This is a genomic window from Verrucosispora sp. FIM060022 (genome assembly GCF_003977705.1).
Taxonomy (GTDB): domain Bacteria; phylum Actinomycetota; class Actinomycetes; order Mycobacteriales; family Micromonosporaceae; genus Micromonospora; species Micromonospora gifhornensis.
Genome location: NZ_RQIV01000007.1, coordinates 285,258 through 307,090 on the forward strand (window position 1 = coordinate 285,258; position 21,833 = coordinate 307,090).

At 70.3% G+C, this 21,833-nt stretch carries 20 protein-coding genes and 1 tRNA gene; 11 read left to right on the top strand and 10 right to left on the bottom strand.

All coding sequences use genetic code 11. The features are described from left to right. Nucleotides 1-105: 105 nt before the first annotated feature. Entirely contained in the window at nt 106-1,164 is a 1,059-nt protein-coding gene (corA, locus tag EG812_RS20385; protein ID WP_431883091.1) for a magnesium/cobalt transporter CorA, read from the top strand. A 123-nt stretch (nt 1,165-1,287) separates the two neighbouring features. On the opposite strand, the gene EG812_RS20390 is transcribed toward corA, so the two are convergent. Further along, nucleotides 1,288-2,094 carry a hypothetical protein gene (locus EG812_RS20390; RefSeq protein WP_043726069.1) on the bottom strand — a complete coding sequence of 269 codons (807 nt, stop codon included), beginning with the start codon at nt 2,092-2,094 and terminating at the stop codon, nt 1,288-1,290. Nucleotides 2,095-2,153: 59 nt separating this feature from the next. On the opposite strand from EG812_RS20390, the gene EG812_RS20395 reads away from it, so the two are divergent. Together EG812_RS20395 and EG812_RS20400 are read left to right on the top strand one after the other, a co-directional pair. After that, nucleotides 2,154-2,684 carry a peptidylprolyl isomerase gene (locus EG812_RS20395; protein ID WP_013736494.1) on the top strand — a complete coding sequence of 177 codons (531 nt, stop codon included), beginning with the start codon at nt 2,154-2,156 and terminating at the stop codon, nt 2,682-2,684. Between the two features lie 146 nt (nt 2,685-2,830). Beyond that, nucleotides 2,831-3,742, top strand: a complete 912-nt coding sequence (locus EG812_RS20400) for a rhomboid family intramembrane serine protease (RefSeq protein ID WP_043722339.1) — start codon at nt 2,831-2,833, stop codon at nt 3,740-3,742. Here EG812_RS20400 and EG812_RS20405 read toward each other — a convergent pair. Beyond that, on the bottom strand, nt 3,698-4,168 hold the full coding sequence (locus EG812_RS20405) for a PH domain-containing protein (RefSeq protein WP_126712498.1): 471 nt from the start codon (nt 4,166-4,168) through the stop codon (nt 3,698-3,700). The genes EG812_RS20400 and EG812_RS20405 overlap by 45 nt on opposite strands. Nucleotides 4,169-4,295: 127 nt before the next feature. On the opposite strand from EG812_RS20405, the gene EG812_RS20410 reads away from it, so the two are divergent. After that, a complete protein-coding gene (locus tag EG812_RS20410; RefSeq protein WP_013736491.1) occupies nt 4,296-5,468 on the top strand; it encodes a thiolase family protein in 1,173 nt (390 codons plus the stop codon). 93 nt (nt 5,469-5,561) lie between these two features. Continuing rightward, complete coding sequence (locus EG812_RS20415; protein ID WP_013736490.1) at nt 5,562-6,071, top strand: hypothetical protein; 510 nt, start codon at nt 5,562-5,564, stop codon at nt 6,069-6,071. A 73-nt stretch (nt 6,072-6,144) separates the two neighbouring features. Here the strand turns inward: EG812_RS20415 and EG812_RS20420 are convergent, their stop codons facing one another. Both EG812_RS20420 and EG812_RS20425 read right to left on the bottom strand, forming a co-directional pair. Continuing rightward, nucleotides 6,145-7,746, bottom strand: a complete 1,602-nt coding sequence (locus EG812_RS20420; RefSeq protein ID WP_013736489.1) for a ricin-type beta-trefoil lectin domain protein — start codon at nt 7,744-7,746, stop codon at nt 6,145-6,147. A gap of 130 nt (nt 7,747-7,876) precedes the next feature. Beyond that, nucleotides 7,877-10,111 (bottom strand): glycosyltransferase family 39 protein, encoded by a 2,235-nt coding sequence (locus EG812_RS20425; protein ID WP_126712477.1) that lies wholly within the window; start codon nt 10,109-10,111, stop codon nt 7,877-7,879. A 124-nt stretch (nt 10,112-10,235) separates the two neighbouring features. Here EG812_RS20425 and EG812_RS20430 point away from each other — a divergent pair, with 124 nt between their 5' ends. Further along, complete coding sequence (locus EG812_RS20430) at nt 10,236-10,934, top strand: glycosyltransferase family 2 protein (protein ID WP_013736487.1); 699 nt, start codon at nt 10,236-10,238, stop codon at nt 10,932-10,934. Here the strand turns inward: EG812_RS20430 and EG812_RS20435 are convergent. Beyond that, entirely contained in the window at nt 10,931-11,827 is an 897-nt protein-coding gene (locus EG812_RS20435) for a transketolase family protein (RefSeq protein ID WP_013736486.1), read from the bottom strand. The two genes, EG812_RS20430 and EG812_RS20435, sit on opposite strands and share 4 nt — an antisense overlap. Nucleotides 11,828-11,859: 32 nt before the next feature. Beyond that, on the bottom strand, nt 11,860-12,594 hold the full coding sequence (locus EG812_RS20440; RefSeq protein ID WP_013736485.1) for a thiamine pyrophosphate-binding protein: 735 nt from the start codon (nt 12,592-12,594) through the stop codon (nt 11,860-11,862). A 47-nt stretch (nt 12,595-12,641) separates the two neighbouring features. On the opposite strand from EG812_RS20440, the gene soxR reads away from it, so the two are divergent. Continuing rightward, nucleotides 12,642-13,079 (top strand): redox-sensitive transcriptional activator SoxR, encoded by a 438-nt coding sequence (gene soxR, locus EG812_RS20445; RefSeq protein WP_013736484.1) that lies wholly within the window; start codon nt 12,642-12,644, stop codon nt 13,077-13,079. 32 nt (nt 13,080-13,111) lie between these two features. Here the strand turns inward: soxR and EG812_RS20450 are convergent, their stop codons facing one another. Beyond that, nucleotides 13,112-14,089 (bottom strand): NAD(P)H-quinone oxidoreductase, encoded by a 978-nt coding sequence (locus EG812_RS20450; RefSeq protein ID WP_126712478.1) that lies wholly within the window; start codon nt 14,087-14,089, stop codon nt 13,112-13,114. Between the two features lie 157 nt (nt 14,090-14,246). Here EG812_RS20450 and EG812_RS20455 point away from each other — a divergent pair. Next, nucleotides 14,247-14,333: transfer RNA gene (locus EG812_RS20455), tRNA-Ser, on the top strand. A gap of 100 nt (nt 14,334-14,433) precedes the next feature. Further along, complete coding sequence (locus EG812_RS20460; RefSeq protein WP_126712479.1) at nt 14,434-14,967, top strand: YbhB/YbcL family Raf kinase inhibitor-like protein; 534 nt, start codon at nt 14,434-14,436, stop codon at nt 14,965-14,967. A 120-nt stretch (nt 14,968-15,087) separates the two neighbouring features. Here the strand turns inward: EG812_RS20460 and EG812_RS20465 are convergent, their stop codons facing one another. Further along, nucleotides 15,088-15,798: a class I SAM-dependent methyltransferase gene (locus tag EG812_RS20465; protein ID WP_013736463.1), complete on the bottom strand. Its 711-nt coding sequence runs from the start codon at nt 15,796-15,798 to the stop codon at nt 15,088-15,090. A 210-nt stretch (nt 15,799-16,008) separates the two neighbouring features. Here EG812_RS20465 and EG812_RS20470 point away from each other — a divergent pair, with 210 nt between their 5' ends. After that, nucleotides 16,009-17,832: a hypothetical protein gene (locus EG812_RS20470; RefSeq protein ID WP_502697206.1), complete on the top strand. Its 1,824-nt coding sequence runs from the start codon at nt 16,009-16,011 to the stop codon at nt 17,830-17,832. A gap of 48 nt (nt 17,833-17,880) precedes the next feature. On the opposite strand, the gene EG812_RS20475 is transcribed toward EG812_RS20470, so the two are convergent. After that, nucleotides 17,881-18,603 carry a hypothetical protein gene (locus tag EG812_RS20475; RefSeq protein ID WP_126712500.1) on the bottom strand — a complete coding sequence of 241 codons (723 nt, stop codon included), beginning with the start codon at nt 18,601-18,603 and terminating at the stop codon, nt 17,881-17,883. Nucleotides 18,604-18,937: 334 nt separating this feature from the next. Here EG812_RS20475 and EG812_RS20480 point away from each other — a divergent pair, with 334 nt between their 5' ends. Continuing rightward, nucleotides 18,938-20,452: a peptide deformylase gene (locus EG812_RS20480; protein WP_126712480.1), complete on the top strand. Its 1,515-nt coding sequence runs from the start codon at nt 18,938-18,940 to the stop codon at nt 20,450-20,452. 163 nt (nt 20,453-20,615) lie between these two features. Here EG812_RS20480 and EG812_RS20485 read toward each other — a convergent pair whose 3' ends face one another. Further along, nucleotides 20,616-21,734: a globin domain-containing protein gene (locus EG812_RS20485; protein ID WP_013736459.1), complete on the bottom strand. Its 1,119-nt coding sequence runs from the start codon at nt 21,732-21,734 to the stop codon at nt 20,616-20,618. Nucleotides 21,735-21,833 lie beyond the last annotated feature (99 nt).

Genomic DNA, 21,833 nt, shown 5'->3' on the forward strand with positions numbered 1-21,833 from the left:
ACCTCCACCGCCGACCAGCGGACGTCACCTCCGGATCAGGATCGGGCCCGCTCCGCGGTCGCCGGCCGGGCACTGCGGCCCCGCGACTGGTCACCGGTACGCGCCATGACACGTCGACTCAGCCCGGACGGAACACGGACGGTGACGGTTCCGGCCGAGTCGCCACGCAGCGCGGTGGTGGACTGCGCCGTCTACGTCGACGGTAGGCGCCAGCCCGGCGAGTGGACCTTCGCGGAGGCGCTGGCGGCGGCGCGCCGCGAGGAGAGCGGCTTCGTGTGGCTCGGGCTGCACGAGCCGGAGCTGGCCGAGATGACCGAGATCGCCGAGAGCTACGGGTTGCACGAGCTGGCTGTCGAGGACGCCGTCAAGGCCCAGCAGCGGCCCAAGCTGGAGCGTTTCGGCGAGGTCAGCTTCCTGGTGTTGCGTACGGCACGCTACTGCGAGCACACCGAGTTGACCGAGAACTCCGAGGTCGTGGAGACCGGGCAGGTGATGCTCTTCATCGGTCCGCACTTCCTGATCAGCGTCCGGCACGGCGACGCCAGTCGGCTCGCACCGGTGCGGGAGGAGTTGGAGAGCCGCCAGGACCTGCTGCTGCACGGCCCCTGGGCGGTCGCGTACGCGATCACCGACCGGGTCGTCGACCTCTACCTGGAGGTCGCCGACCAGCTCGAGGACGACATGGACGTGTTGGAGATCGAGGTCTTCGACCGTCAGGCCACCGGCCGGATCCAGCGGATCTACCAGCTGAAGCGGGAACTGGTGGAGTTCAAGCGCGCGGTGATGCCGTTGCAGCGTCCGCTGCTCGCGTTGACCACGCAGATGAACCGCGAGGTGCCCAAGGAGGTACGCCGCTACTTCCGTGACGTGCAGGACCACCTGAGCCGTACGGTCGAGCAGGTCAACTCGTACGACGACCTGCTGAACTCGATCCTCCAGGCGCGTCTGGCCCAGGTGACGGTCGACCAGAACAACGACATGCGCAAGATCGCCGCCTGGGCGGCCATCGCCGCCGTCTGGACCGCCATCGCCGGCATCTACGGCATGAACTTCGAGTTCATGCCCGAACTGAAGGTCGCCTACGGCTACCCCGTGGTCCTGGCCCTGATGCTCACCATCTCCCTGGCCCTCTACCGCTGGTTCCGCCGCAACGACTGGCTCTAACGCCCTCCCTCCCCACCCCTCCCCACCCCTCCCCGCCGATCTTGCAGTTTCGGTCGCTGATTCGCGGCATAAGTCCGCTATGCAGCGACACAAAGTGCAAGATCGACGGGGTGGGAGGTGGGGTTAGGGGCGGCCGTTGGAGGAGGTGGGGGAGTTGTTGACGGCCTTGGTGAGATTGTCGGCGGGGCGGCCGCTGGTGGTGCGGGCGCCCTCGGCGACCGAGGGAACCTTGTCGGTCGGGGTGGGCTTGGGCGGGGTGGTGGTCTTGGTGGTGGAGGCGCTGTCGCCAGCGGCCACCGCGGAACTGCCCGCGCCGGTCGAGGCCTTGCCCGCGCCGGCCGGTCCGGTCGTACGCACCTCGATGGTCTCCACCTCCTCGCGCATCGGCTCAAGCGTCGTGCCCGGGTCGTACTCGGCCCACGCCTGCTGTTCCCGGTAGCGCCGCAGAGCCATCGCACCGGCCAAACCGGCCACCGTGCCGGCGGCGAGCAGGCCGATCATGGTGCCGCGGCGGGACTTCTTCTTCGCCTTCATGTTCTTCGCCTTGACCTTCCTGGTGGCCGCCGCCTTCTTGGTGGCGGCAACCTTCTTTCCGGCAGCAGCCTTGCCGGCTGCCTCGGCCTGCGCCTGCCGCATCGCCAGGGTCAGGGGCGCGAGTGCCGCAGCCGTCGTCGCCAGACCGCTCGACGCGCGATCACGGATCATGACAGTGGCTGGCATGACGGCACTGCGAGCCGCCTCGACCCGTGGACCGACAGTGGCACCGGCACCCTTCGCCGCGTGCGTGGCAGCCTGACGCAGGTGACCAACGCCGCGGTTCAGCTCGGCCCTGGCCAGTTGCCCCTGGGTCTTGCGCCGCGCGAATCCAAACACGTTCCCACCTCCTGGGAGTTGTCCTCTGTCATCCTCCACCTTCGGATGCCTCCGCATGTCCAGATCGGGCACATGGGAGGATCCGCAAGGAACTGACCAACGAGTGAGGAGTACCCGTGGCTGAGGCTGTCTACGCCACCTTGCACACCAACGCCGGTCCGATCCGGCTGGAGCTTTTCCCGAACCACGCGCCGAAGACGGTCCGCAACTTCGTCGAGCTGGCCGAGGGCACGCGCGAGTACACCGACCCACGGACCGGCCAGCCGGGCAGTGGTCCGTACTACGACGGCACCATCTCGCACCGCGTGATCAGCGGGTTCATGATTCAGATGGGTGACCCGACCGGCACCGGTCGCGGCGGTCCGGGCTACAACTTCGCCGACGAGTTCCACCCCGAACTGCGCTTCGACCGGCCGTACCTGCTGGCGATGGCGAACGCCGGGCCCGGCACCAACGGCTCGCAGTTCTTCATCACGGTCGCGCCGACCCCGCACCTGAACAACCGGCACACCATCTTCGGTCAGGTGGCCGACGAGCAGTCCGCGAAGGTCGTCGACTCGATCGCCAACACCCCCACCGGCCCGAGCGACCGGCCGCTTCAGGACGTCGTCATCGAGCGGGTCGAGATCGAGCGTCAGGGCGCCTGACCCGTACGTCGTCCGGCCGTGTCCGCCGCCCGGGCCTGGGTGTGGCGGGCATGGAGGATCCGACCGGGGTGCGGCCCATCCGTCGCTGCGGCGGATCAAGGTACCTTTGCTCGCATGACTGAGCGCTCGGGCACCTGGGGCTCGCGGTGAGTGAGTCCGCGCCGACCACTCCGGCCTGTTACCGCCACCCCGGGCGGGAGACGTACGTCAGATGCACCCGGTGCGACCGGTCGATCTGTCCGGACTGCATGAACGAGGCATCCGTCGGATTCCAGTGCCCGGAGTGTGTGTCGGAAGGACGTCGTAGCGTCCGGCCGGCGCGTACCGCCTTCGGTGGCGGTGCCGCCGGCCGGCACGGCTACGTGACCAAGGCGCTGATCGCGATCAACGTGCTGATCATGCTGGTGTCGATCGCCTCCGACCGGGGCGGGGACGCGGCGGCCGGTGGCACCGGCTTCGGCGGTCTGATGGGTGGCAGCACCCCGCTGACCGAGTGGGGTGCCGTGCTGGGTCGGGCGATGTTCCTCGACGGCAGCATCGGCGGGGTCGCCGAGGGCCAGTGGTACCGCCTGGTCACCGCGATGTTCCTGCACTACGGCATCCTGCACCTGTTGCTCAACATGTGGGCCCTCTGGGTGCTGGGCCAGTCGTTGGAGGCGGTGCTCGGGCCGCTGCGCTTCGCCGCGCTCTATTTCATCGCCGGCTTCGGCGGCAACGTCGCGGTGTACGTGTTCAGCCCGCCGAACCAGATGTCGGCCGGCGCGTCCACCGCCATCTTCGGTCTCTTCGCGGCGATATTCGTGATCATGAGACGGCTCGGTCGGGACACCTCGGCGATCCTGCCGATCCTGGTGATCAACCTGATCTTCACGTTCACCGTGCCGCAGATCTCGATCGCCGGGCACCTCGGCGGCCTGGTGTTCGGCGGGCTCATGGCCCTGGTGCTGGCCTACGCCCCGAGGTCACACCGGACGCTGGTGCAGGCGGTGGGCGGCACGGTGATCATGGTGCTGCTACTCGGCGCGGCTCTGATCCGTACCGTCGCTCTGCTCGCCTGAGGGCGGCCGGGACGGTCGTGCCGGCTCCGGGCGGACGGCGGCCAGGGCGTCGGCGACGTCCTCCGGGTCGGTGCCGAGGTCGAGCCGGCTGAACAGGTGCAGCGTCTCGCTGGTGTCGATCTCCAGCGCCGGGCCGGCGAAGCCGCGCCCGGGTCGGCGCTGCACCCGGATGCTCTCCACCGCCGACCAGGGCAGGTGCTGCCGGCCGGTCCAGCCCTTCGGCACGGTGATCCCGCTCGGGTCGACCGCCAGCCGGACCGGTGCGATCACGTCTCGTACGCCCCATCCGGCCAGCAGCGCGGCGCCCAACGCGCCGGCCACCGGCCGGAGCAGATCACCCTCGGCCAGCAGGAATCCCAGGGCGAGGAGGCCGGCCGCGCCGACCAGTTTGAGCACCGGCAGGGCCGCAGGTATCCGCCACTGCATCGGAGTCGTCCCGGAAGGCACCCGACCAGCATCCGTTTCGGAAGGCACGAGACCAGCATGCCAGCGCGGGCGGACGACCGGCAGATGGGCGTAGGATCGAGGCAGCCCAAGTTACCGGGGAGTACAGATGAGTGACGCGGTTGTCGTCGGTGCGGTGCGTACCCCGGTCGGACGGCGCAAGGGCAGCCTTGCCGCAGTGCACCCGGTGGATCTGTCGGCGCACGTGCTGCGCGCCCTCGCCGAACGGACCGGATTCGACCCGGCGCAGGTCGACGACGTGGTGTGGGGGTGCGTCTCCCAGGTCGGCGAGCAGTCCTGGAACGTGGCACGCAACGCCGTGCTCGCCGCCGGCTGGCCCGAGTCGGTACCCGGCACCACGCTGGACCGGCAGTGCGGCTCCAGTCAGCAGGCGCTGCACTTCGCCGCCGCCACCGTGCTCTCCGGCCAGGCCGACCTGGTGGTCGCCGGCGGGGTGGAGTCGATGACCCGGGTGCCGATGGGTTCCAGCGTGGCCGGTGGCCAGCCGTTCAGCGACCTGATCCTGGCCCGTTACCGGGGCGTCGAGGGCGTCGCCGAGGATTCGCCGCTGCCGTTCAACCAGGGCGTCGGCGCGGAGTTGATCGCGCAGCGCTGGCGGTTGTCCCGTACCCAGCTCGACGAGTTCGCCCTGGCCAGTCACGAGAAGGCCGCCGCCGCCCAGGACGCGGGAGCGTTCGAGGGCGAGATCGCACCGGTTGTCCTCCCGGACGGCGGCAAGTTCGCCGCGGACGAGGGCGTACGCCGGGACACCTCACTGGAGAAGCTGGCCGAGTTGCCCACCCCGTTCCGCCCGGACGGAGTGGTCACCGCCGGTTCGGCCTCGCAGATCTCCGACGGCGCGGCCGCGCTGGCCGTCACCACCAGCGAGTGGGCCAGCCGGCACGGACTGCGGCCGCTGGCCCGCATCCACACCGCCGTGGTCGCCGCCGACGACCCGGTCGCCATGCTCACCGCGCCGATTCCGGCCACCGCGAAGGCGCTGCGCCGCGCGGGGCTGGGCATCGAGGAGATCGGGGTGTACGAGGTCAACGAGGCGTTCGCCCCGGTGCCGCTGGCCTGGCTGGCGGAGACCGAGGCGGACCCGGAGCGGCTCAACCCGCGCGGCGGGGCGATCGCCCTCGGGCACCCGCTCGGCGGATCCGGTGCCCGGATCATGACGACGATGCTCGCCCACATGCGCGACAACGGCATCCGCTACGGCCTGCAGACGATGTGCGAGGGTGGCGGAATGGCGAATGCGACGATCGTCGAGCTGCTCTGACCTGCGCCGCCGAGCCGATCTTCGTAACGTGGAATTTGCAAAAAGCAGTTGCGTGAGCCACGTCACCGGTTGAGCAAGGTCGTTGGGTAGGGCATGGACGTCTTCTCCCGAACGTTCCTTCCCGCCGCCGCCGAGGCCGGGCTGGCGGTGCAGACCGCGACCCGACACATGCCGGTGTTCCGTCGCTGCGTCGGCGCCAGCGACGCCACAGTCCTGGTCACCCGGTGCAGCCGGCCCGACCGGCCGATGTCCGGCGAATACCTTCTCCTGCTCACCCATCGACGTCTCGTGATCACCCGGCAGACCCGGGTGCTGCACCGGCTGCGGCTGCACCTCAACACCGAGTTGCGCGAGCTGAGCCACGTGACCTGGAGCCCCGACCCCCGACTGCACTCGGTCGAACTGGCGGCCACCGCCATCGACGGCATCCGTGAGCGCTTCCTCGTCCGCACCCAGCACCCGAAGCAGGTGTGGCAGCTCGACGCGCTGTTCAACCACGCCTTCCGCACCCGGGTACGCGCCACCCGGCCCCGGGTTCTGGCGACCGTCGCGGAAGCCTCCGCCGTCCGTCCGACCACGCTGCACCCGGCCGCGGCGCACTGACCGTCGCCTCGGCGAAAACGACCGGCGAGGCGGCAGGTGAACCCACCGCCCCGCCGATGATCAGGGGCCGGCGTCAGTAGACGCGAGACCCGATGAAGTCGTCGTACCCGTACCCGACGGGCTGCGCGAACGACCGTGACTCGAACGACCACTGCTGCCGGGAGCTGCTGGAGCAGTTCGCCAGCCGCAGCCGGGGAGTGCCCAGCAGCGGGTTGTCGAAGGCCAGGCAGAGGTTGGTGTTGCCGGCGGCGCGGATCTGGTTGCCGGAGAAGACGAACTTCTGGTTGTTACCACCGTGGCAGTCGTAGATGTTGACAGTCGTGCCGGAGGTCAACGATCCGCCGGAGACGTCCAGGCAGCGGTCGTGGGACAGCTCGGAGTGCAGCGACTGCCGCGTCGGGTCGTACCAGAAGCCCTGGTTGCGGCCCCCGTGGCAGCGGTACGACTGCTGCGCGGTGTTGTTGCGTGAGTCGTACCCCTTGCCGTCCACGCAGGTGCCGGTGGCGGCGTTGCGCAGCTGCTTGAACTGCATCAGGCCCGGGTAGAGCACGCCGTTGCCGGTGCTCGCCGGGTCGACGCAGGTGCCCTGCTGCTGGCCGGAGGCGTAGAACTGGGTGATGCACTGGGCGAACATGCCGTGACCCCGGTAGTTCGGGTGGAACGACTGGCGGGCCGCGTTCTCGTCCCAGACGCCGAGTTCGATGTAGAGGCCACGCACTGACGTGTTGTCGGTGCACACCTCATGGCCGTGGAAGAGTCGGCTGCCGTCGAGGTAGCGGGTGCCGGTGTTGGCCGCCGCCGCCCGGAGCGCCGACTCGAACAGCGGTACCGCCTTGTTCCGGGCGAAGGCGGCGTCGGCCAGGTAGAGCAGGCAGCCGCCGGCGTACCAACCGGGGAAGTTGGGGTTGTCCTCCACGTCGGGGCTGGCCGGGCTGGAGTACGACATCAGCACCAACTCGTAGTCGGTGTTGAGGTAACCGGCACCGGTCATGGTCCGGCGGATGTCGGTCAGCGCGTCCTCGACGGCGCGCCGGCTGCCGTCGGTGCGTACCGTCCACTGGTCGGTGTAGGTGGGCCAGCAGGGGCCCTGGAAGAGGACGCGGCGCACCGCGCAGTCGGTGGCGACCGGACCGAACTGGATCGTGCCGTCACCGTTGGCGCCGACCACCACCCAGATCAGCTTGATGTTGGTGTTGCGCGCCTTGATGGCGAGGTGGTCGCCCTGGTTCAGCTCGTTGTGCTGGGTCGGTCCGCCCGCGATCAGGTTCCACGGGGTGGCGCCCGAGCAGGCGATGTTGTAACGCTCGTCGGCGGCGATGCCGGTACGGAACACCGCCTGGTCGTACGAGCGGTCGCACCAGTTGCCCGGCTGGTGGGTGCCGGGCACGTAGTTGCCCACCCCCTCGCCGGAGATCTGACTGTCGCCCATGGTGATCAGCGCGGTGCGGCGCTGGGCGAGTGGCCGGATGCCGGGAGTGCCGTACAGCTGGGTGGCTTCGGCGGCGCGGATCGTTTCGAGGTGGGCGGGGAGTGGCTGGACGGCGGGACGGTCGGCCGCGGCGGCTGGTGAGGCCGGCCCGGCCAACATGGGCAGGACGAGAGCGGTGGCGAGGACGGCGACCTGGACGAGTCGCCGTCGGGGCGTCCGTTCACGCCTGGCAGGGAAACCAGACATCGACGCGCTCCTTTCGGTTCGATCGTGGGACGTCGATCGAGTTACCGGACGGTAACGCGTGGAGGCATGTATGTGAATACGCTTCGGGATACTTGCGTGCTGCGATCAACCGGGCCAATGGGGCAGGAGATCAGCGGCCGGGCAGCGCGTAACCGACGTAACTGCGGAACTCGAACTCCCAGCCGTCGGGCACCAGGTCCGCGCAGAGGGGCTGGCTGCCGACGCAGACGATCGCGTCCACCGACGTCGGGTCGGCCGCCGGACGGCCGTCCACCACCGACTGGAGCGCGAGCAGCTCCGGTGGCCGGCCGTCCTCGTCACGCAGCAGCAACCACCACGGGTACTCCCAGTCGTCGTTGCGCTGCGACAGGCCGATCCGGCGGGCCTCGGCGGCGCGTACCGCGTCGGCCGCCCACCGGTACTCCTCCGCCCACTGGGGACGCCGCAGGAAACGCAGCTCCCACTCGGCGGTGGTGAAGACCGAGCCCGAGCCGACCAGCCGGCGGGGAAAGCCGTACGACACCGCCAGCACCCCGGCCAGTGCGGAGGTCGCCAACACCGTCACCACGACGGTCGCGGCGACCGACCGCCGCCCACCCGCAGCGCGTCCCGACGGGCCGGCGAGCCGCGCCGAGGCCGAGCGGCGCAGCAGCGCGTCCAACCAGAGCCCGGCCAGCGGCACCGCCACCGCCAGCGCATAGAGCAACAGCCGGTTCCCCCAGGGCTGCCATTTGATCATCGTGGTGTGCAGCAGCACCGCCACGACGACCACCACGCCGTACGCCCGCGACGCCCCGGCCGCACCAGGGCTGATCCGAGCCGGGCGGCGGAGCGCCGCCACGACGGCGAGCAGCGCCAGCACCCCGGCCAGTGGGAAGGCCACCCGATCCTCGTCCGGATACCAGGACGGCTCCGGGAAGCTCTCCCGCCCGAAGGTGATGTCGCGGTCCTGCGGATCGACACCGAGCAGGTCGGCCACCCCGACGATCGCCCGGGCGGTGACGTCACGCAGCGGGGCCAGCGGGGTGTCGAACGCGGTGTGCCCGATGCGCAGCGCGTTGACCAGCACCGACGGTGGATCGTGCCGCTCCATCGGCACCGAGTTGCGCAGCCGGTCCGGGCCGAGGGGATGACCGAACTCGGCGTACACCCGACCCATGAAGGGACCGACCACGACGACGGCGACCAGCAGGATCAGCACCGACGCGCCGACCGTACGGGCCAGGCCGCCGGCCGGGATCCGCCGTCGACCCGCCGGCCGGGCCAGGTACGCCAGGCGCAACTGGCCCAGCCCCCAGAGCACCAGCAGCGGCCCTACCGCGAGCAGGCCACTGGTCTTCGTCACCGCGACCAGACCGGTGGCCGCACCCAGGGCGAGCAGGTCGCCGAGGTGGGCGCGTCGCCGCAGCCCGTCCAGGGCGAGGGTGGCCGCGCAGACCGCCCAGGCGGCACAGACCAGATCGGTCTGGGTGCTGGTCGCCTGCAACGCCACCATCGGCGTGGTGGCCAGCAGGAACGCGGTAAGCAACTGGGCCCGTCGACCACCGCCCAGTTGAGCGGTCAGCCGGGCCACCGCCAGCAGGGCACCCACCCCGGCGGCCCACTGGACCAGGTTGAACAGCACGTCCGAGCCGGTGAACAGGCGCAGATGCAGCAGCAGGTACTCGGCACCCGGCGGAATGGTCACCTGCCGGTGGATCGCCGTGGCCCAGAACGTCAGGTCACCCTGCGCCACCCACCGTTCCACCTTCGGCAGGTGGTAGGTCTGCGAGTCGAAGTTGTTCGGTGCGGCCAGCAGTGCGATCAGCAACTCGACCAGGACGAGGCCGCCGACCGTGCCGGCGAGCAGCCGCTCGCCCCGACCCGCCGTACGCCAGAAAGCGGTGAGCGGTGCCCACCAGCGTGCCGGGCCGTCCCCGCCCGGTGTCGGCGCCCGGTCGAAGCCTGCCCCGGCAGGGCGGACCTCGGTGGCCAGTCGGGTGCCGGACGACACCGACGTGCCCGACCCGGCCGCGACCAGGGCGGGCGGCGGTGCGGCGGTGCGGTCCACGGCATCCGCAAGGGACGCCGTCGCGGCCTCGGTGGACAGGTTCCGCCGGTCGCGGCGCTGCCGCCACCCGGCCGCCGCCACGCACCCGGCCACGAAGAGCAGCCAGGCCACGGCGAACGCGGGCGGTGTCAGCAGCCCCGACCCGCCCAGCACCTCGACGGTCACCACCGCGAACGCGCCGGTGGCCAGGGCGGCCCGGATCACCGCGAGGCGTCGGGGCGCGACACTGTCCACGGCCCGTGGCCGTAACGCCACGGTCAGCGCGACGACGGCGGCGACGGGTGCCAGGACGAGCGGAAAGCCGACGGCCGACATGGCCGGAAGTAAACACCATCAGCCTGAATGTGCGATGGCGGATGTCCATCGGCAGTCGCCACCACATCGCTGAGCTGCCAGGCTAGGCTATGGCCGACACACTGCCGCCCTCGTGGAGAATCCCGTGAAGCTGTCGATCCTCATGCCGGTCTACAACGAGGAAGAGCGCATCGGGGACGCCCTCAAGCAGGCGTTGGCCGTGGAATATCCGTGCGAGATCGAACTCGTGGTGGTCGATGACGGCAGCCGCGACGGCACCGGAGAGGTTCTCGGTCGCGCCGACGACGCCCGACTGCGCGTGATCACGCATCAACGCAACGCAGGCAAGGGCGCCGCGATCCGTACGGCGGTCGCCGCCGCCGAGGGCGAATACATGGTCATCCTCGACGCGGACCTGGAGTACGACCCGCAGGACATCCCCAAACTGCTCGCCCCGGTGCTCGACGGCCGGGCCACCGTGGTCTACGGCAACCGGACCTTCGGCAGCCACAGCGCCTACAGCTTCTGGTACGTGATGGGCAACCGAGGCGTCACCATGGCCGCCAATGTGCTGTTCAACTCCTACATCGGCGACCTGGAGACCTGCTTCAAGCTGATGCCGGTCGCGCTCTACCGCTCGCTGGACATCCGCTCCCGAGGCTTCGGCATGGAGGCCGAGGTGACCGGCAAGCTGCTGCGTCGCCGTATCCGGCCGTACGAGGTGCCGATCAGCTACCGGGCCCGGGGCCGTGAGGAAGGCAAGAAGATCACCTGGCGGGACGGGGTCGAGGCGCTCTGGATCCTCGGACGCGAGCGCACTCGCCGCCGTCCCACCGCTGCCTAGCCCGCGATCGCGGCCGGGGTGAGGAAGCCGGTCAGCGAGCGGCGCAACCCGGCCGGGTCCAGCCCGTGCCAGCGCAGATGATCCTCCGCCGAACCGTAGCGGCGTAGCTCCTCCCGACCGACCCCGAGCGCGAGCAGCCGGTGCGGTCGATCCGCCAGCGCTGCCGAGACCACGCGGGCGGAAGTCCCCGCCAGGTAGGGCTCGACCAGGATCACCTCCGTGCCGGCGAGCGCCCGCAGCCCGGCGACGTCGAACGGACGCGGCCGGTGCGTGTACGCCACCGTGACGGGCAGGTCCGCGACGGCGGCCAGCGCCGCGTCCAGCATCGGGCCGACCGCGACCAGCAGGGCCGCGCCGGGACCCGCGTCCCGCACCACCACCAGATCACCGGCATCGGCGTACGGGCGATCGTTGTGCAGGGTCGACAGCCGCAGGTACGCCGAGGTGTCGGCGGCCACCGTCGCACGCAGCAGCCCGGACACCTCGCCCGGGTGCCCCGGCACGTGCACGGTCCAGTCGGCGAGGGTGTCGAACAGCGCGACGTCCGCCGGGCTGAAGTGGGTGCGACCGGACTCCGCCCGGTCGAACGAGCCGCCGACGCTGACCAGCACCGCGCTCGCCGCCTGGTGGTCGAGGTCGAGCTTGATCTGCTCGTACGCCCGCTCCACCAGGAACGGCGCGTAGCTGTGCACGATCGGGCGCAACCCGGTCAACGCCAGCCCACCGGCCACCCCCACCATCAACTGCTCCCGGATGCCGACGTTGAGCACCCGGTCGGGGTGCCGCTCGGCTGCCGAGGCGAACAGGGAGGCGGAGATGTCGGCGAGCACCAACGCCGTACGCGGCTTCTCGGCCAGCAGGGCGGTGGTGGTGTCGACGAAGCAGTCCCGCATGCTCAGTTCCGCTACTGCCGTAGTCATCTCGCTCATGCCTGCTCTCCGTTGTTGACGACTGCGACGACGACGTGCGGCCGGTGGCCGTGGTGCCCGGTCAGGGCCGCGTGCAGGGCGTCCTGGTCGTGCCCGTCGACGGTGGCCGCGGTCCACCCGTTGACCGTGAAGCGGGTGGCCACCCCGCCCGGCCAGCCGTACGTGGCGGAGGAGTTGTCGACCACGACCGCGGTCAGGTTCCCCAGGCCGACGGCACCGGCGTACGCGATCGCCTCGTGGTTGGAGCCCTCGTCCAGTTCGGCGTCGCCGAGCAGCACGTACACCCGGGGGTCGAGCAGGCCCTGGGCGCGCAGGCCGAGCGCGCTGCCGACGGCCAGGCCGAGACCGTGCCCCAACGACCCGGAGCCGATCTCCACCCCCGGCACCAGCGTCCGGTCCGGGTGGTCGCCGAGCCGGCTGTCCGGCCCGCCCTGGTCGTCGAGCCAGTCGGGTGGGATGAAGCCCTTCGCGGCCAGCACCGCGTAGTAACCGGCGACCGCGTGCCCCTTGGAGAGCAGGAAACGATCCCGGTCGGGTTCGTCGACGGTTGCCGGGGTGACCCGCAGGACGCGGTCGTAGAGCACCCACAGCACGTCGCGGGTCGAGTAGACGTTCGGGCCGAAGTCGCGGCCGGCGCGGACCCGCTCCAGCAGCGGGGCGACGGGGTCTCGACCGTCCAGCGGGGCGGCCGCCTCGGCGACCTGGGTGGTGATGGTGGCTAGTGAGGACATGCGACTAGCCTGCAAGTTGAAGCGAGGTTCAGTTCAAGGCGAAAGTGATGCACGAAGCACTCACCATCGGTCAACTCGCCGCCCGCAGTGGGGTGGCCCAGTCCGCGCTGCGCTACTACGAGCGGCTCGGGCTGATCCGGGCCGAGCGCACCGGCGGCAACCAGCGCCGGTACCACCGTGGCGAGTTGCGCCGGGTCGCCTTCATCCGGATCGCCCAGCAGGTCGGCATCTCGCTGGAGGAGATCAGGTCCGCACTGGACTCACTGCCCGCCTCGCGTACGCCCACCGCCGACGACTGGGCGCAGCTGTCGATGGCCTGGCGCGACCGTCTGGACGAGAAGATCAGGTTGTTGAACCGGCTCCGCGACGACCTCGACAGCTGCATCGGCTGCGGCTGCCTGTCCCTGAGCCGCTGCGCCCTCTACAACCCGGGCGACGAGTTGGCCGGTGAAGGCCCCGGAGCGCGACTGACCCTGCCCCGCTGAGGCGGCACTGTTTTGTTGCGGTCCGGGTCGGCTCAGTCGACCGTCAGCAGCACCTTGCCGACATGGTCGCTCGACTCGACCAGGCGGTGCGCGTCGGCCGCCTCGCTGATCGGCATCCGCCGGTCGATCACCGGCCGGATCCGACAGGCCTCGACCAGCGGCCACACCTGTTCGCGTACCCCACGGACGATGGCACTCTTCTGCTCCAGCGGGCGGGACCGCAACGCCGTCGCGGCGACGGTGCCGCGCTTGGCCAGCAACGCACCGAGATCCAACTCCCCCTTGCGCCCACCCTGCATGCCGATCGTCACGAGCCGTCCGTCGTACGCCAGAGCAGCCACGTTACGACCCAGGTACGACGCGCCCATGATGTCGAGGATGACGTCGGCACCCGCGTCGGAGGTGACCCTGCGGACCTCCTCGACAAAGTCCTGCTCCCGATAATCGATCAGGTGCGCGGCACCCAACGCCCGCAGCCGATCGTGCTTGGCCGCCCGGGCGGTCGCCACCACCGTCGCGCCCCACGCCGCACCCAACTGGATGGCGAACGTGCCGATCCCGCTGCCACCGCCGTGCACCAGCAACGTCTCGCCCGCCGCCAACCGAGCCACCTGGACCACGTTGGACCAGACCGTCGAAGCCACCTCGGGCAAGGCTGCGGCATCCACCAGATCAACCCCATCCGGTACGGGCAGCAGCTGCCCCACCGGCACCGCCACCCGCTCGGCGTACCCGCCACCGGCCAGCAGCGCGCAGACCTGCTGCCCCACCGCCCAGCCGTCCACCCCGGCACCGAGCGCACTGATCACGCCCGAGCACTCCAACCCGAGATACTCCGACGCGCCCGGTGGGGGTGGGTAGTGCCCCTGCCGCTGCAACAGGTCCGCCCGGTTGACGGCGGTGGCCCGTACGTCGACCAGCACCTCGCCCGGCCCCGGCTGCGGATCAGGCACCTCGCTCCAGCTCAGCACCTCCGGCCCACCCGGCTCGGAAACGACGATCGCGCGCATGTCCCCAGTCTTACCCGATCCGACCCGCACCCCACCTCAAGGTCCCCACCTGCTGCCCGCACAGAGGGTGAGTGATCATGACGAAACGGGTAGCTCCCCCCGTTCGGCGCTCGCCCGGGCGTGGCAGACTAAGCACGGCCGCGCGGCGCGCGGTCCGGGAGGGTTCGCCTAGTGGCCGATGGCGCTGGTCTTGAAAACCGGTAAGGCAGCGATGTCTTCGTGGGTTCGAATCCCACACCCTCCGCTCACTGGGCTGACACAGCGCGGGTTTCACGAATGCCAGCGGGTCACAGGGTATGAAGGGGGCGGCAGAACGCCACCCCGCATCGGAAGGACCTGACTCGATGACCCTGGAACGTCCCATCGCCCCGGACCCGTACGAGCTGCTGCCGACGGTCGCCTCGTTCACGCTGACCAGTCAGGACGTCCAGAACGGTGAGCCGATGGACGCGGCGCACGCGCACGGCAGCACCGGCGGCGGCAACGTCTCACCGCAGCTGTCCTGGTCGGGCTTTCCGGCCGAGACCAAGGGTTTCGCGGTGACCTGCTTCGACCCGGACGCGCCGACCGGTAGCGGCTTCTGGCACTGGGTGCTGGTGAACCTGCCGGCCGACGTGACCGAGTTGCCGCGGGGGGTCGCCGACGACGACCTGAGCGGCGGATTCACCGTCCGCAACGACTACGGCGAGCAGGGCTTCGGTGGCGCGGCCCCGCCGCCCGGTGACCGCCCCCACCGGTACGTCTTCGCGGTCCACGCACTCGACGTGGAGCGCCTCGACGTCACCCCGGACGCCACCCCGGCGTACGTCGGCTTCAACCTGACCTTCCACACCCTCGCCCGCGCCACCATCCGCCCCACCTACCAGGTCACGCCCTGACCCCTCGCCCTGGACCCAGTTGATCAAGAGGTTTGCGTCAGAATCCGGCCGGATCCAGACGCAAACCTCTTGATCAACGCGGCGGGGGAGCGCCGCGGGGAGGGTGCGTGGGTGGAGGGGTTAGGCGGGGGTGCGGGCTACGGCGAAGACGGACTGGCCGAAGGGGGGAAGGAGGACCTGTTCGGCGGCCTTGGTGGCGGGGAGGACCAGGGTGTCGTAGACCTTCACCATGGGGCCCTCCTTCGGCATCAGGCGGAAGACCTTGGTGGCCATGAAGTAGCCGATCAGGCCGAGCGCGTTCGCGTAGTGGATCTTCTCCACCCGCAGGCCGGCCTCGGTCATCGCCGCTGACAGGGTCTTCTTGGTGTAGCGGCGGACGTGGCCGGTGGCGATGTCGGCGGGGCTCATCGCGAACTGGAAGGCCGGCACGATGATGACCACGGCGCCGCCCGGCCGGACCAGCTCGCCCATGCTGCGCAGCGCGCCCACGTGGTCCTCGATGTGCTCCAGCACGTTGTACGACACCGCCGCGCTGTAGTCACCCTGCTCCGAGTGCGGCAGCAGCATCTGGCGGACCTCGATGTTGGGCCGGTCGGCGAGGCGTTCCTTGAGCGCGACCAGGCGGTCCGGGTCGGCCTCGGTGGCGGTGAACCGGGGGAAGTGCTCAGCCCACTCCAGCGCGTAGTCGCCGAGACCGCTGCCGATCTCGATCGGGTTGTCGCCGAGGTAGGGCACGGCCAGCTCGACGAACCAGCGTCGGTGGTTGACCGCGGTGGCGAGGCCCTCCAGGACCTCGGACTGTATGCGCTGATCCCCAGTGATTTCTGTCATGCGTCGATTCCTCACGATACGACTCGACCGCGCCAGGACCGACTGAGTGAACCATCCGCCCGGCGTGACGGAATTGTCGGGGTCTGGCACAACCGAATTGGTCGGGGGCTAGGTGCACGATCGGTGGTGGTCAGCGAACTTGGCAGATGTTACGCGAGTGACCCGAACCCTGCACGACGGCCTGATTGGCCGACTACGCTGCGAATTGTTATGACTACTCCTGAATCGGGTCGCCACGTCGAGGAGTCCGGGGCGGGAGAGTCGCCGGGCGAGCTGCGGGACACCAGGCGTTTCAGCAGGTCAGGGCGGTGGAAGGACGTCGCCGCCGTGGCGAGTTTCGTGCTGCTGGCGTTCTGGGTTACGGCCCGGATGTGGTGGAATCCCACACACGGCATTCGGGACAACAAGACGGATATGGCGCAATTCGAATGGATGATGGCGCACGGCGCGCGGGTCGTGACCGAATTTGCCTACCCCTTCTCGTCGGACCGGATGAACGTCCCCGAAACAGTCAATCTGGTAGCAAATACCTCGGTGTTGTCTGTTTCGGTGCCAATGACGCCTGTCACCCTGCTGTTCGGCACCCGTACCGCGTTCCTGGTATTCCTCACGCTGGGGATGATCGCCACGGCGACCGCCTGGTACTTCGTGCTGTCCCGGGTACTCGTCGGCGCGCGCGGCCCGGCCTGGCTGGGCGCCACCTTCTGCGCGTACGCGCCGGCGATGATCTCGCACGCGAACGCGCACCCGAACATCGTGTCGCAGTACGTCGTACCCCTGATCATCTGGCGTACGGTGCGGCTGGCCGACGGGGGACGCTGGCTGCGCAACGGCCTCCTGCTCGCGTTGGTGATCGTCTGGCAGGCCTTCCTGAACCTGGAGATCCTGCTGATGACCGCGATCGGTCTCGGCGTGGTGATCGTGGCACTGGCCCTCGCCCGACCCGCACTACGCGGCCGGGCCCGTACCTTCCTGGCCGGGCTCGGCATCGCCGCGGCGGCGTCCGTGGTCCTGTTGGCGTACCCGTTGTATGTCCAGTTCTTCGGTCCGGGCGCCTACAACGGGCTGTCCTGGGTGATCCGGGGCTACTCCACCGACCTGGCCTCGTTCGTCGCGTACGCCCGGGAGTCCCTGGCCGGGGACGCGCGGAGCGCGACCGGCCTGGCCAAGAACCCCACCGAGGAGAACTCCTTCTTCGGCTGGCCGCTGGTGATCCTGATGGCGGCGGTGGTCTGGTGGCTGCGGCGCAACGTGGTGGTGCTCGCGCTGGCCGCGTTGGGCGTGCTCTTCGCGGTGCTCTCCCTCGGCCGCGAGATCCGCTTCGACCGGGAGGGGACCGGCATACCGGCCCCGTGGGCGCTGCTGGAGGACCTGCCGGTGCTGCACTCGGTGGTGCCGACCCGCTGGGCGCTGGCGATCACACCGATCATCGGGCTGCTGCTCGCCTATGCTGCCGAGCGTGCCCGGGAGTTGGCGGCCCGCTATCCGGCCCGGCGTTCGCAGATCCGCTTCGGCACGGTGACCGTACTGGCGATGGCGCTGGTGCCGGTGCTGCCCACCCCGCTGCCGACCAAGCGCCTTGATCCGACCCCCGAGTTCGTCACCTCCGGTGCCTGGCGTCCCTACCTGGCCGGTGGCCGCAGCCTGGTCACCCTGCCGCTGCCGGACACCGAGTACGCCGACCCGCTGCGCTGGTCCGCCCAGACCCGGCTGGAGATGCCGATCGCCCGCGGCTACTTCCTCGGCCCGGACACCCGCCCCGGCAAGGACCGGATCGCGTTGTTCGGCGCACCACCCCGCCCGACCAGCAGCTTCGTCGCCACCGTCCGGCGCAGCGGCGAGGTGCCACCGGTCACCGCGGAGAATCGGCGGGAGGCGGTCGAGGATCTGCGCTACTGGCGGGCCGGCGCGGTGGTCCTCGCCCCGCAGGAGCGCGCGGACGCGCTGCGCCAGGCGATGACCGAGTTGACCGGGATCGAGCCGGTGCACACCGGCGGTGTGTGGGTCTGGGATGTCCGGCCGCTGACTGGCTGAGAGCGTGAAGGCCGCTGACCGACTGAGAGGATGAAGGCCGGTGGGCCGTCAGGCGGTGCGCAGGCAGCAGCCCTGGCACACCTTCGGCTTGGGCAGGGTGAAGGCGAGGCAGCAGGTGCGCCGCTGCACGGTCGGCTTGCCGTCCGCGTCGGGCACCAGCTCCACCAGATCGGCCAGGCCGAGCGTGTCGAGCAGGGTGTCGATCGCATCGACAGTCGAACCGGGCACGCTGTCGGAAGCCGTCAGCAATCCGTGCGCGATGCCGGAGGCCACCGAGCCGAGCAGGGTACGGGTGCCGATGCGGACCTCACCCTGGATCGCGGTGATCAGCGGCGACAGGTGCGCCTCCAGCAGGGCGGCCCGCAGTGTCGCCAGCAACTCCTGCTCGTCGGCCACCACCTGGACCCGCTGCGGCTCGGTGACGACCAGCGGATCGGCCGGCAGCACCGCGACCCGGGTCGACTGGCGCAGGCCGAGGGTGATCAGGGTGTGCGGGTCGGCGAAGTGGATGAGCGTGCTGTCGGCGTCGAGCAGCGGTACGCGCCGGGCGACCGCCCAGCCGAGCACCACCGGCAACGCCGCCCAGTAGCTGTACGCCTTCCAGGCCAGCGCGGCGGAGGCGTGCGGGCTGCCACCCCAGAGTCGGGCGGCGGAACCGAGCAGCTCCGGCAGCCGACCGCCGTCGGCGAGGGTCGCGGCCGGGGCCCAGTCGGCCTCGTCGACGACCAGCAGCCCCGGTGCCAGCCCGGGGAGGACGTCGGTGCCGAACATGGCCCGCAGGGTCGCGGTCACCGGATCGAGAGCCGTCGAGGAGGCGGCGTGCGCCGGTAGTACGGCTGTCACCTGCTCCACCTCCGTCCGAGATCCTCAATTAAGGCTAGCCTAACCACACTTTGCCGGTGGTGGTAACCCTCGACGGAGGCAGTTACAGAGGCAACAAGTGGGAAGCGCGACACGCGGTTACCCAGCGTGTTCATCGGGAAACGCGCCGCAGTATCGGGGTGAATCGCCCAGCCGTCAAGCGTCCTGTCGAGAAGGTGCCAGTCCTGTACACGTCCGGCCACTGAACGTGAAAGTTTTGGTACTCCCGGCCACGAGGAAGCTGATGACGACCTCACCGCTCGATCGGGCTGCCGACTCCTTCGCCGCCGAGCTCGCCCGCCACCGCACCGAGCGGGGTCTGTCCAAGAAACAGCTGGCAACGCTCATGGGCTTCGACCCGTCGTACGTCAGCCACGTCGAAGGGCGGCGGCACCGACCCACCGAGGACTTCGCCCGGCGCGCCGAGGCCGTCCTGGATGCCAGCGGCGCGATCTGGCAACGCTTCCGGGAGTACGACCACCTGCGCCACGCCCGCACCGAACGGGACCCGCGGGAGCCCGACCCGAGCGGCCGGTGGATCCCGCCGGGCACCGGGCTGATCGTCGAGAACGAGTCGAGCATCCTCACCTACACCGAGGACGGGTACCGCTGCCTGATCCGCCGGGAGCTGTACAACGCCGGCACCGAACCGATCACCCGCTACCTGGTACGGGTCGCCGTGGACCGCTACCCCAACGATCCTGGCCGCTCCAATCGGCACCACCGGGAACGCCCGCTCACCTTCGCCGAACTCGGCCTACGGGCCTACCGGGAGGAATCCGGCGAACGCGAGGCCATGCACTGGCGGGCCAAGTACGACCGGGACGCGTTCAAGGAGATCTGGCTGCTCTTCGAGAACGGCGAACGGCGCTTCCCGCTCTACCCCGGTCACCGCGCCACCATCGAGTACACGTACACCGTCGGGCGGGACAAGTGGGGGCCGTGGTTCCAGCGGGCGGTCCGCGTACCGACCCGGCACCTCGCCGTACGCCTGGACCTGCCTGCCGAGCTGGATCCGCAGGTCTGGGGCGCGGAAACCTCGCTGTCGGCGGAGGAGGGCCCGTTGCGCCGGGCCGTCGCCCGGCGCGACGAGGGTGACCGGGCGATCTTCGAATGGGCGACCGACGACCCGCCGCTGAACGCTCGCTACCGGATGCAGTGGCGCTTCCGGGCCCAGTCGGACGCCGAACCGGAGGGCGAGCGGATCCGGCCCTCCGAGCGGATGCGCGGGCTCGGCATTCTGCAACGCGGGGCCGACCTGCTGCGGCAACCGGCCCGCCCGTTCGACCTGCCGCGCGAGGCACGGGCCGCCCGGGAGGTCATCGATCGGCTGACGGACGCGCTGGCCCGCCTCGACGAACTGCACCCGTTCGCCAAGGGAGTGGGGATCGCCGCCCCGCAACTGGAGATCGGCCGGGCCGCGGCCGTGATCCGCCCACCCGACCGCACCGCCGAGCCGGTGGTGCTGCTCAACCCCCGGGTCGTCGACGCGGCACCCGACACCGACGAGCAGTACGAGGGCTGCCTCTCCTTCTTCGACCACCGGGGTCTGGTGCCGCGCCCGCTCCGGCTCGACGTGGAGCACGCCCAACTCGACGGCCGGCGTGTGATCACCTCGTTCGAGTTCGGCATGGCCCGCCTGGTGGCACACGAGATCGACCACCTGGAAGGCCGGCTGTACGTCGACCGGATGGCACCCGGCGTGCCGCTGGTGCCGATCGAGGAATACCGCGAAACCGGCCACCCCTGGCGCTACTGAGTCGTGCCCGCGCGACGGCTGTGGCACGACCACGCCTGGTCCGGGTGGAAACGACGCCGGCCAGGCGTGGTCGTGCGGGCGGTGCCGGTCCGCCCGTTCGGGGGACCGGGGCGCGTGCCCCAGGGGGCAGGGGCACGCGCCCCGGTTCGGGGGGAGAAAAGCTCTACAGATTGCCGAAGGTGTCGTACCGGGTGTGCTGCGGCGGGACGTCGTCGGCGGCGAGTACCCGCAGCGTCGACCGCACCATGGCCGCCGAGCCGGAGACGTAGCAGTCGTGCGTCGTCCACGGGCCGTAGCGGGCCACCACGTCGGAGATGTCGCCGTGCTCGCCGTCGAAGTCCGGGTCGTCACTACAGGCGGCGGTCACCGACAACCACGGGTGGGCGGCCACCAGGTCGCGCAACCCGTCCAGCCCGTAGAGGTCGGATTCGGTACGCGCGCCGTAGAAGAGGTGCACCCAGCGGGTCCGGTTGAAGCTGACCAACTCCTCCACCAGGGCCTTGATCGGGGCCAGCCCGACACCCCCGGCGACGCAGAGCACGTCCCGATCCGACGAGCGGTCCAGGGTCATCGAACCCATCGGGGCGGCCACCCGCAGCAGGTCGCCCGGCTTCACCCGGCGGACCAGGGCACCGGAGACCCAGCCGGCCCCCTCCGGCGTACGGACGTGGAACTCCAGCACGTTGTCGTCGTTCGGGGCGTTGGCCACCGAGTACGTGCGCCACACCCGAGGGTGGTAGCGGGGTGCCTCGATGCTGACGTACTGCCCCGCCTTCCAGGTGAGCGGATGTTGCAGCGCCCGGCAGGTGAACACGGCGGTGTCCGGCCCGTACCGCTCGTGGGTCAGTACCTCGGCGTGCCAGAACGGCGGGTTGTCGTCCGCCGCCGCGCCGGCCAGCATCTTCTCGCTGATCGCCGCGTACGCGTCCCGCCACGCCTGGTCGTACTCCAGGTTCCAGCCGTCCCCGGCGGTGCTGCGCAGCGCGTCCAACAGCGCCACGCCCATGGTGTCGTAGTTCGCCGCCTCGACGTGGTACTTGCGGTGGTCCCGGCCGAGCGCGCGGAGGAACTCGTCGAAGCCCTCCGGGTCGTCCACCGTGTGGATCGCCGCGATGATCGCTTCCAGCAGTCGGTCGCCCTGCCCGGCCATCTGTACCGGGAAGAGTTTGCGCAGTTCCGGATCGAGGAGGAAGAGCCGGGCGTAGAAGTGCTCGCTCAACCGGACCCGGTCGGCCTCGACGAGGGCCCAACTCTCCTTCAGTAGCCGCGCGAAGTTGTCCACGGGGGCGCTCCTTCTCTGACGGCGGTTCGGGCCCTCATAGAATGTCCACGGAGCGTGTATGAAGGTCGCACAGAATGTGCGATCGCATCGTGAGGCCGG

Coding starts and splice junctions, on each gene's coding strand:
- corA (WP_431883091.1), top strand. CDS start 106: ATGACACGTCGACTCAGCCCGGACGGAACACGGACGGTGACGGTTCCG.
- EG812_RS20390 (WP_043726069.1), bottom strand. CDS start 2,094: ATGCGGAGGCATCCGAAGGTGGAGGATGACAGAGGACAACTCCCAGGA.
- EG812_RS20405 (WP_126712498.1), bottom strand. CDS start 4,168: ATGCAGTGGCGGATACCTGCGGCCCTGCCGGTGCTCAAACTGGTCGGC.
- EG812_RS20410 (WP_013736491.1), top strand. CDS start 4,296: ATGAGTGACGCGGTTGTCGTCGGTGCGGTGCGTACCCCGGTCGGACGG.
- EG812_RS20415 (WP_013736490.1), top strand. CDS start 5,562: ATGGACGTCTTCTCCCGAACGTTCCTTCCCGCCGCCGCCGAGGCCGGG.
- EG812_RS20420 (WP_013736489.1), bottom strand. CDS start 7,746: ATGTCTGGTTTCCCTGCCAGGCGTGAACGGACGCCCCGACGGCGACTC.
- EG812_RS20425 (WP_126712477.1), bottom strand. CDS start 10,111: ATGTCGGCCGTCGGCTTTCCGCTCGTCCTGGCACCCGTCGCCGCCGTC.
- EG812_RS20435 (WP_013736486.1), bottom strand. CDS start 11,827: ATGCGGGACTGCTTCGTCGACACCACCACCGCCCTGCTGGCCGAGAAG.
- EG812_RS20440 (WP_013736485.1), bottom strand. CDS start 12,594: ATGTCCTCACTAGCCACCATCACCACCCAGGTCGCCGAGGCGGCCGCC.
- soxR (WP_013736484.1), top strand. CDS start 12,642: ATGCACGAAGCACTCACCATCGGTCAACTCGCCGCCCGCAGTGGGGTG.
- EG812_RS20450 (WP_126712478.1), bottom strand. CDS start 14,089: ATGCGCGCGATCGTCGTTTCCGAGCCGGGTGGGCCGGAGGTGCTGAGC.
- EG812_RS20460 (WP_126712479.1), top strand. CDS start 14,434: ATGACCCTGGAACGTCCCATCGCCCCGGACCCGTACGAGCTGCTGCCG.
- EG812_RS20465 (WP_013736463.1), bottom strand. CDS start 15,798: ATGACAGAAATCACTGGGGATCAGCGCATACAGTCCGAGGTCCTGGAG.
- EG812_RS20470 (WP_502697206.1), top strand. CDS start 16,009: ATGACTACTCCTGAATCGGGTCGCCACGTCGAGGAGTCCGGGGCGGGA.
- EG812_RS20475 (WP_126712500.1), bottom strand. CDS start 18,603: ATGTTCGGCACCGACGTCCTCCCCGGGCTGGCACCGGGGCTGCTGGTC.
- EG812_RS20480 (WP_126712480.1), top strand. CDS start 18,938: ATGACGACCTCACCGCTCGATCGGGCTGCCGACTCCTTCGCCGCCGAG.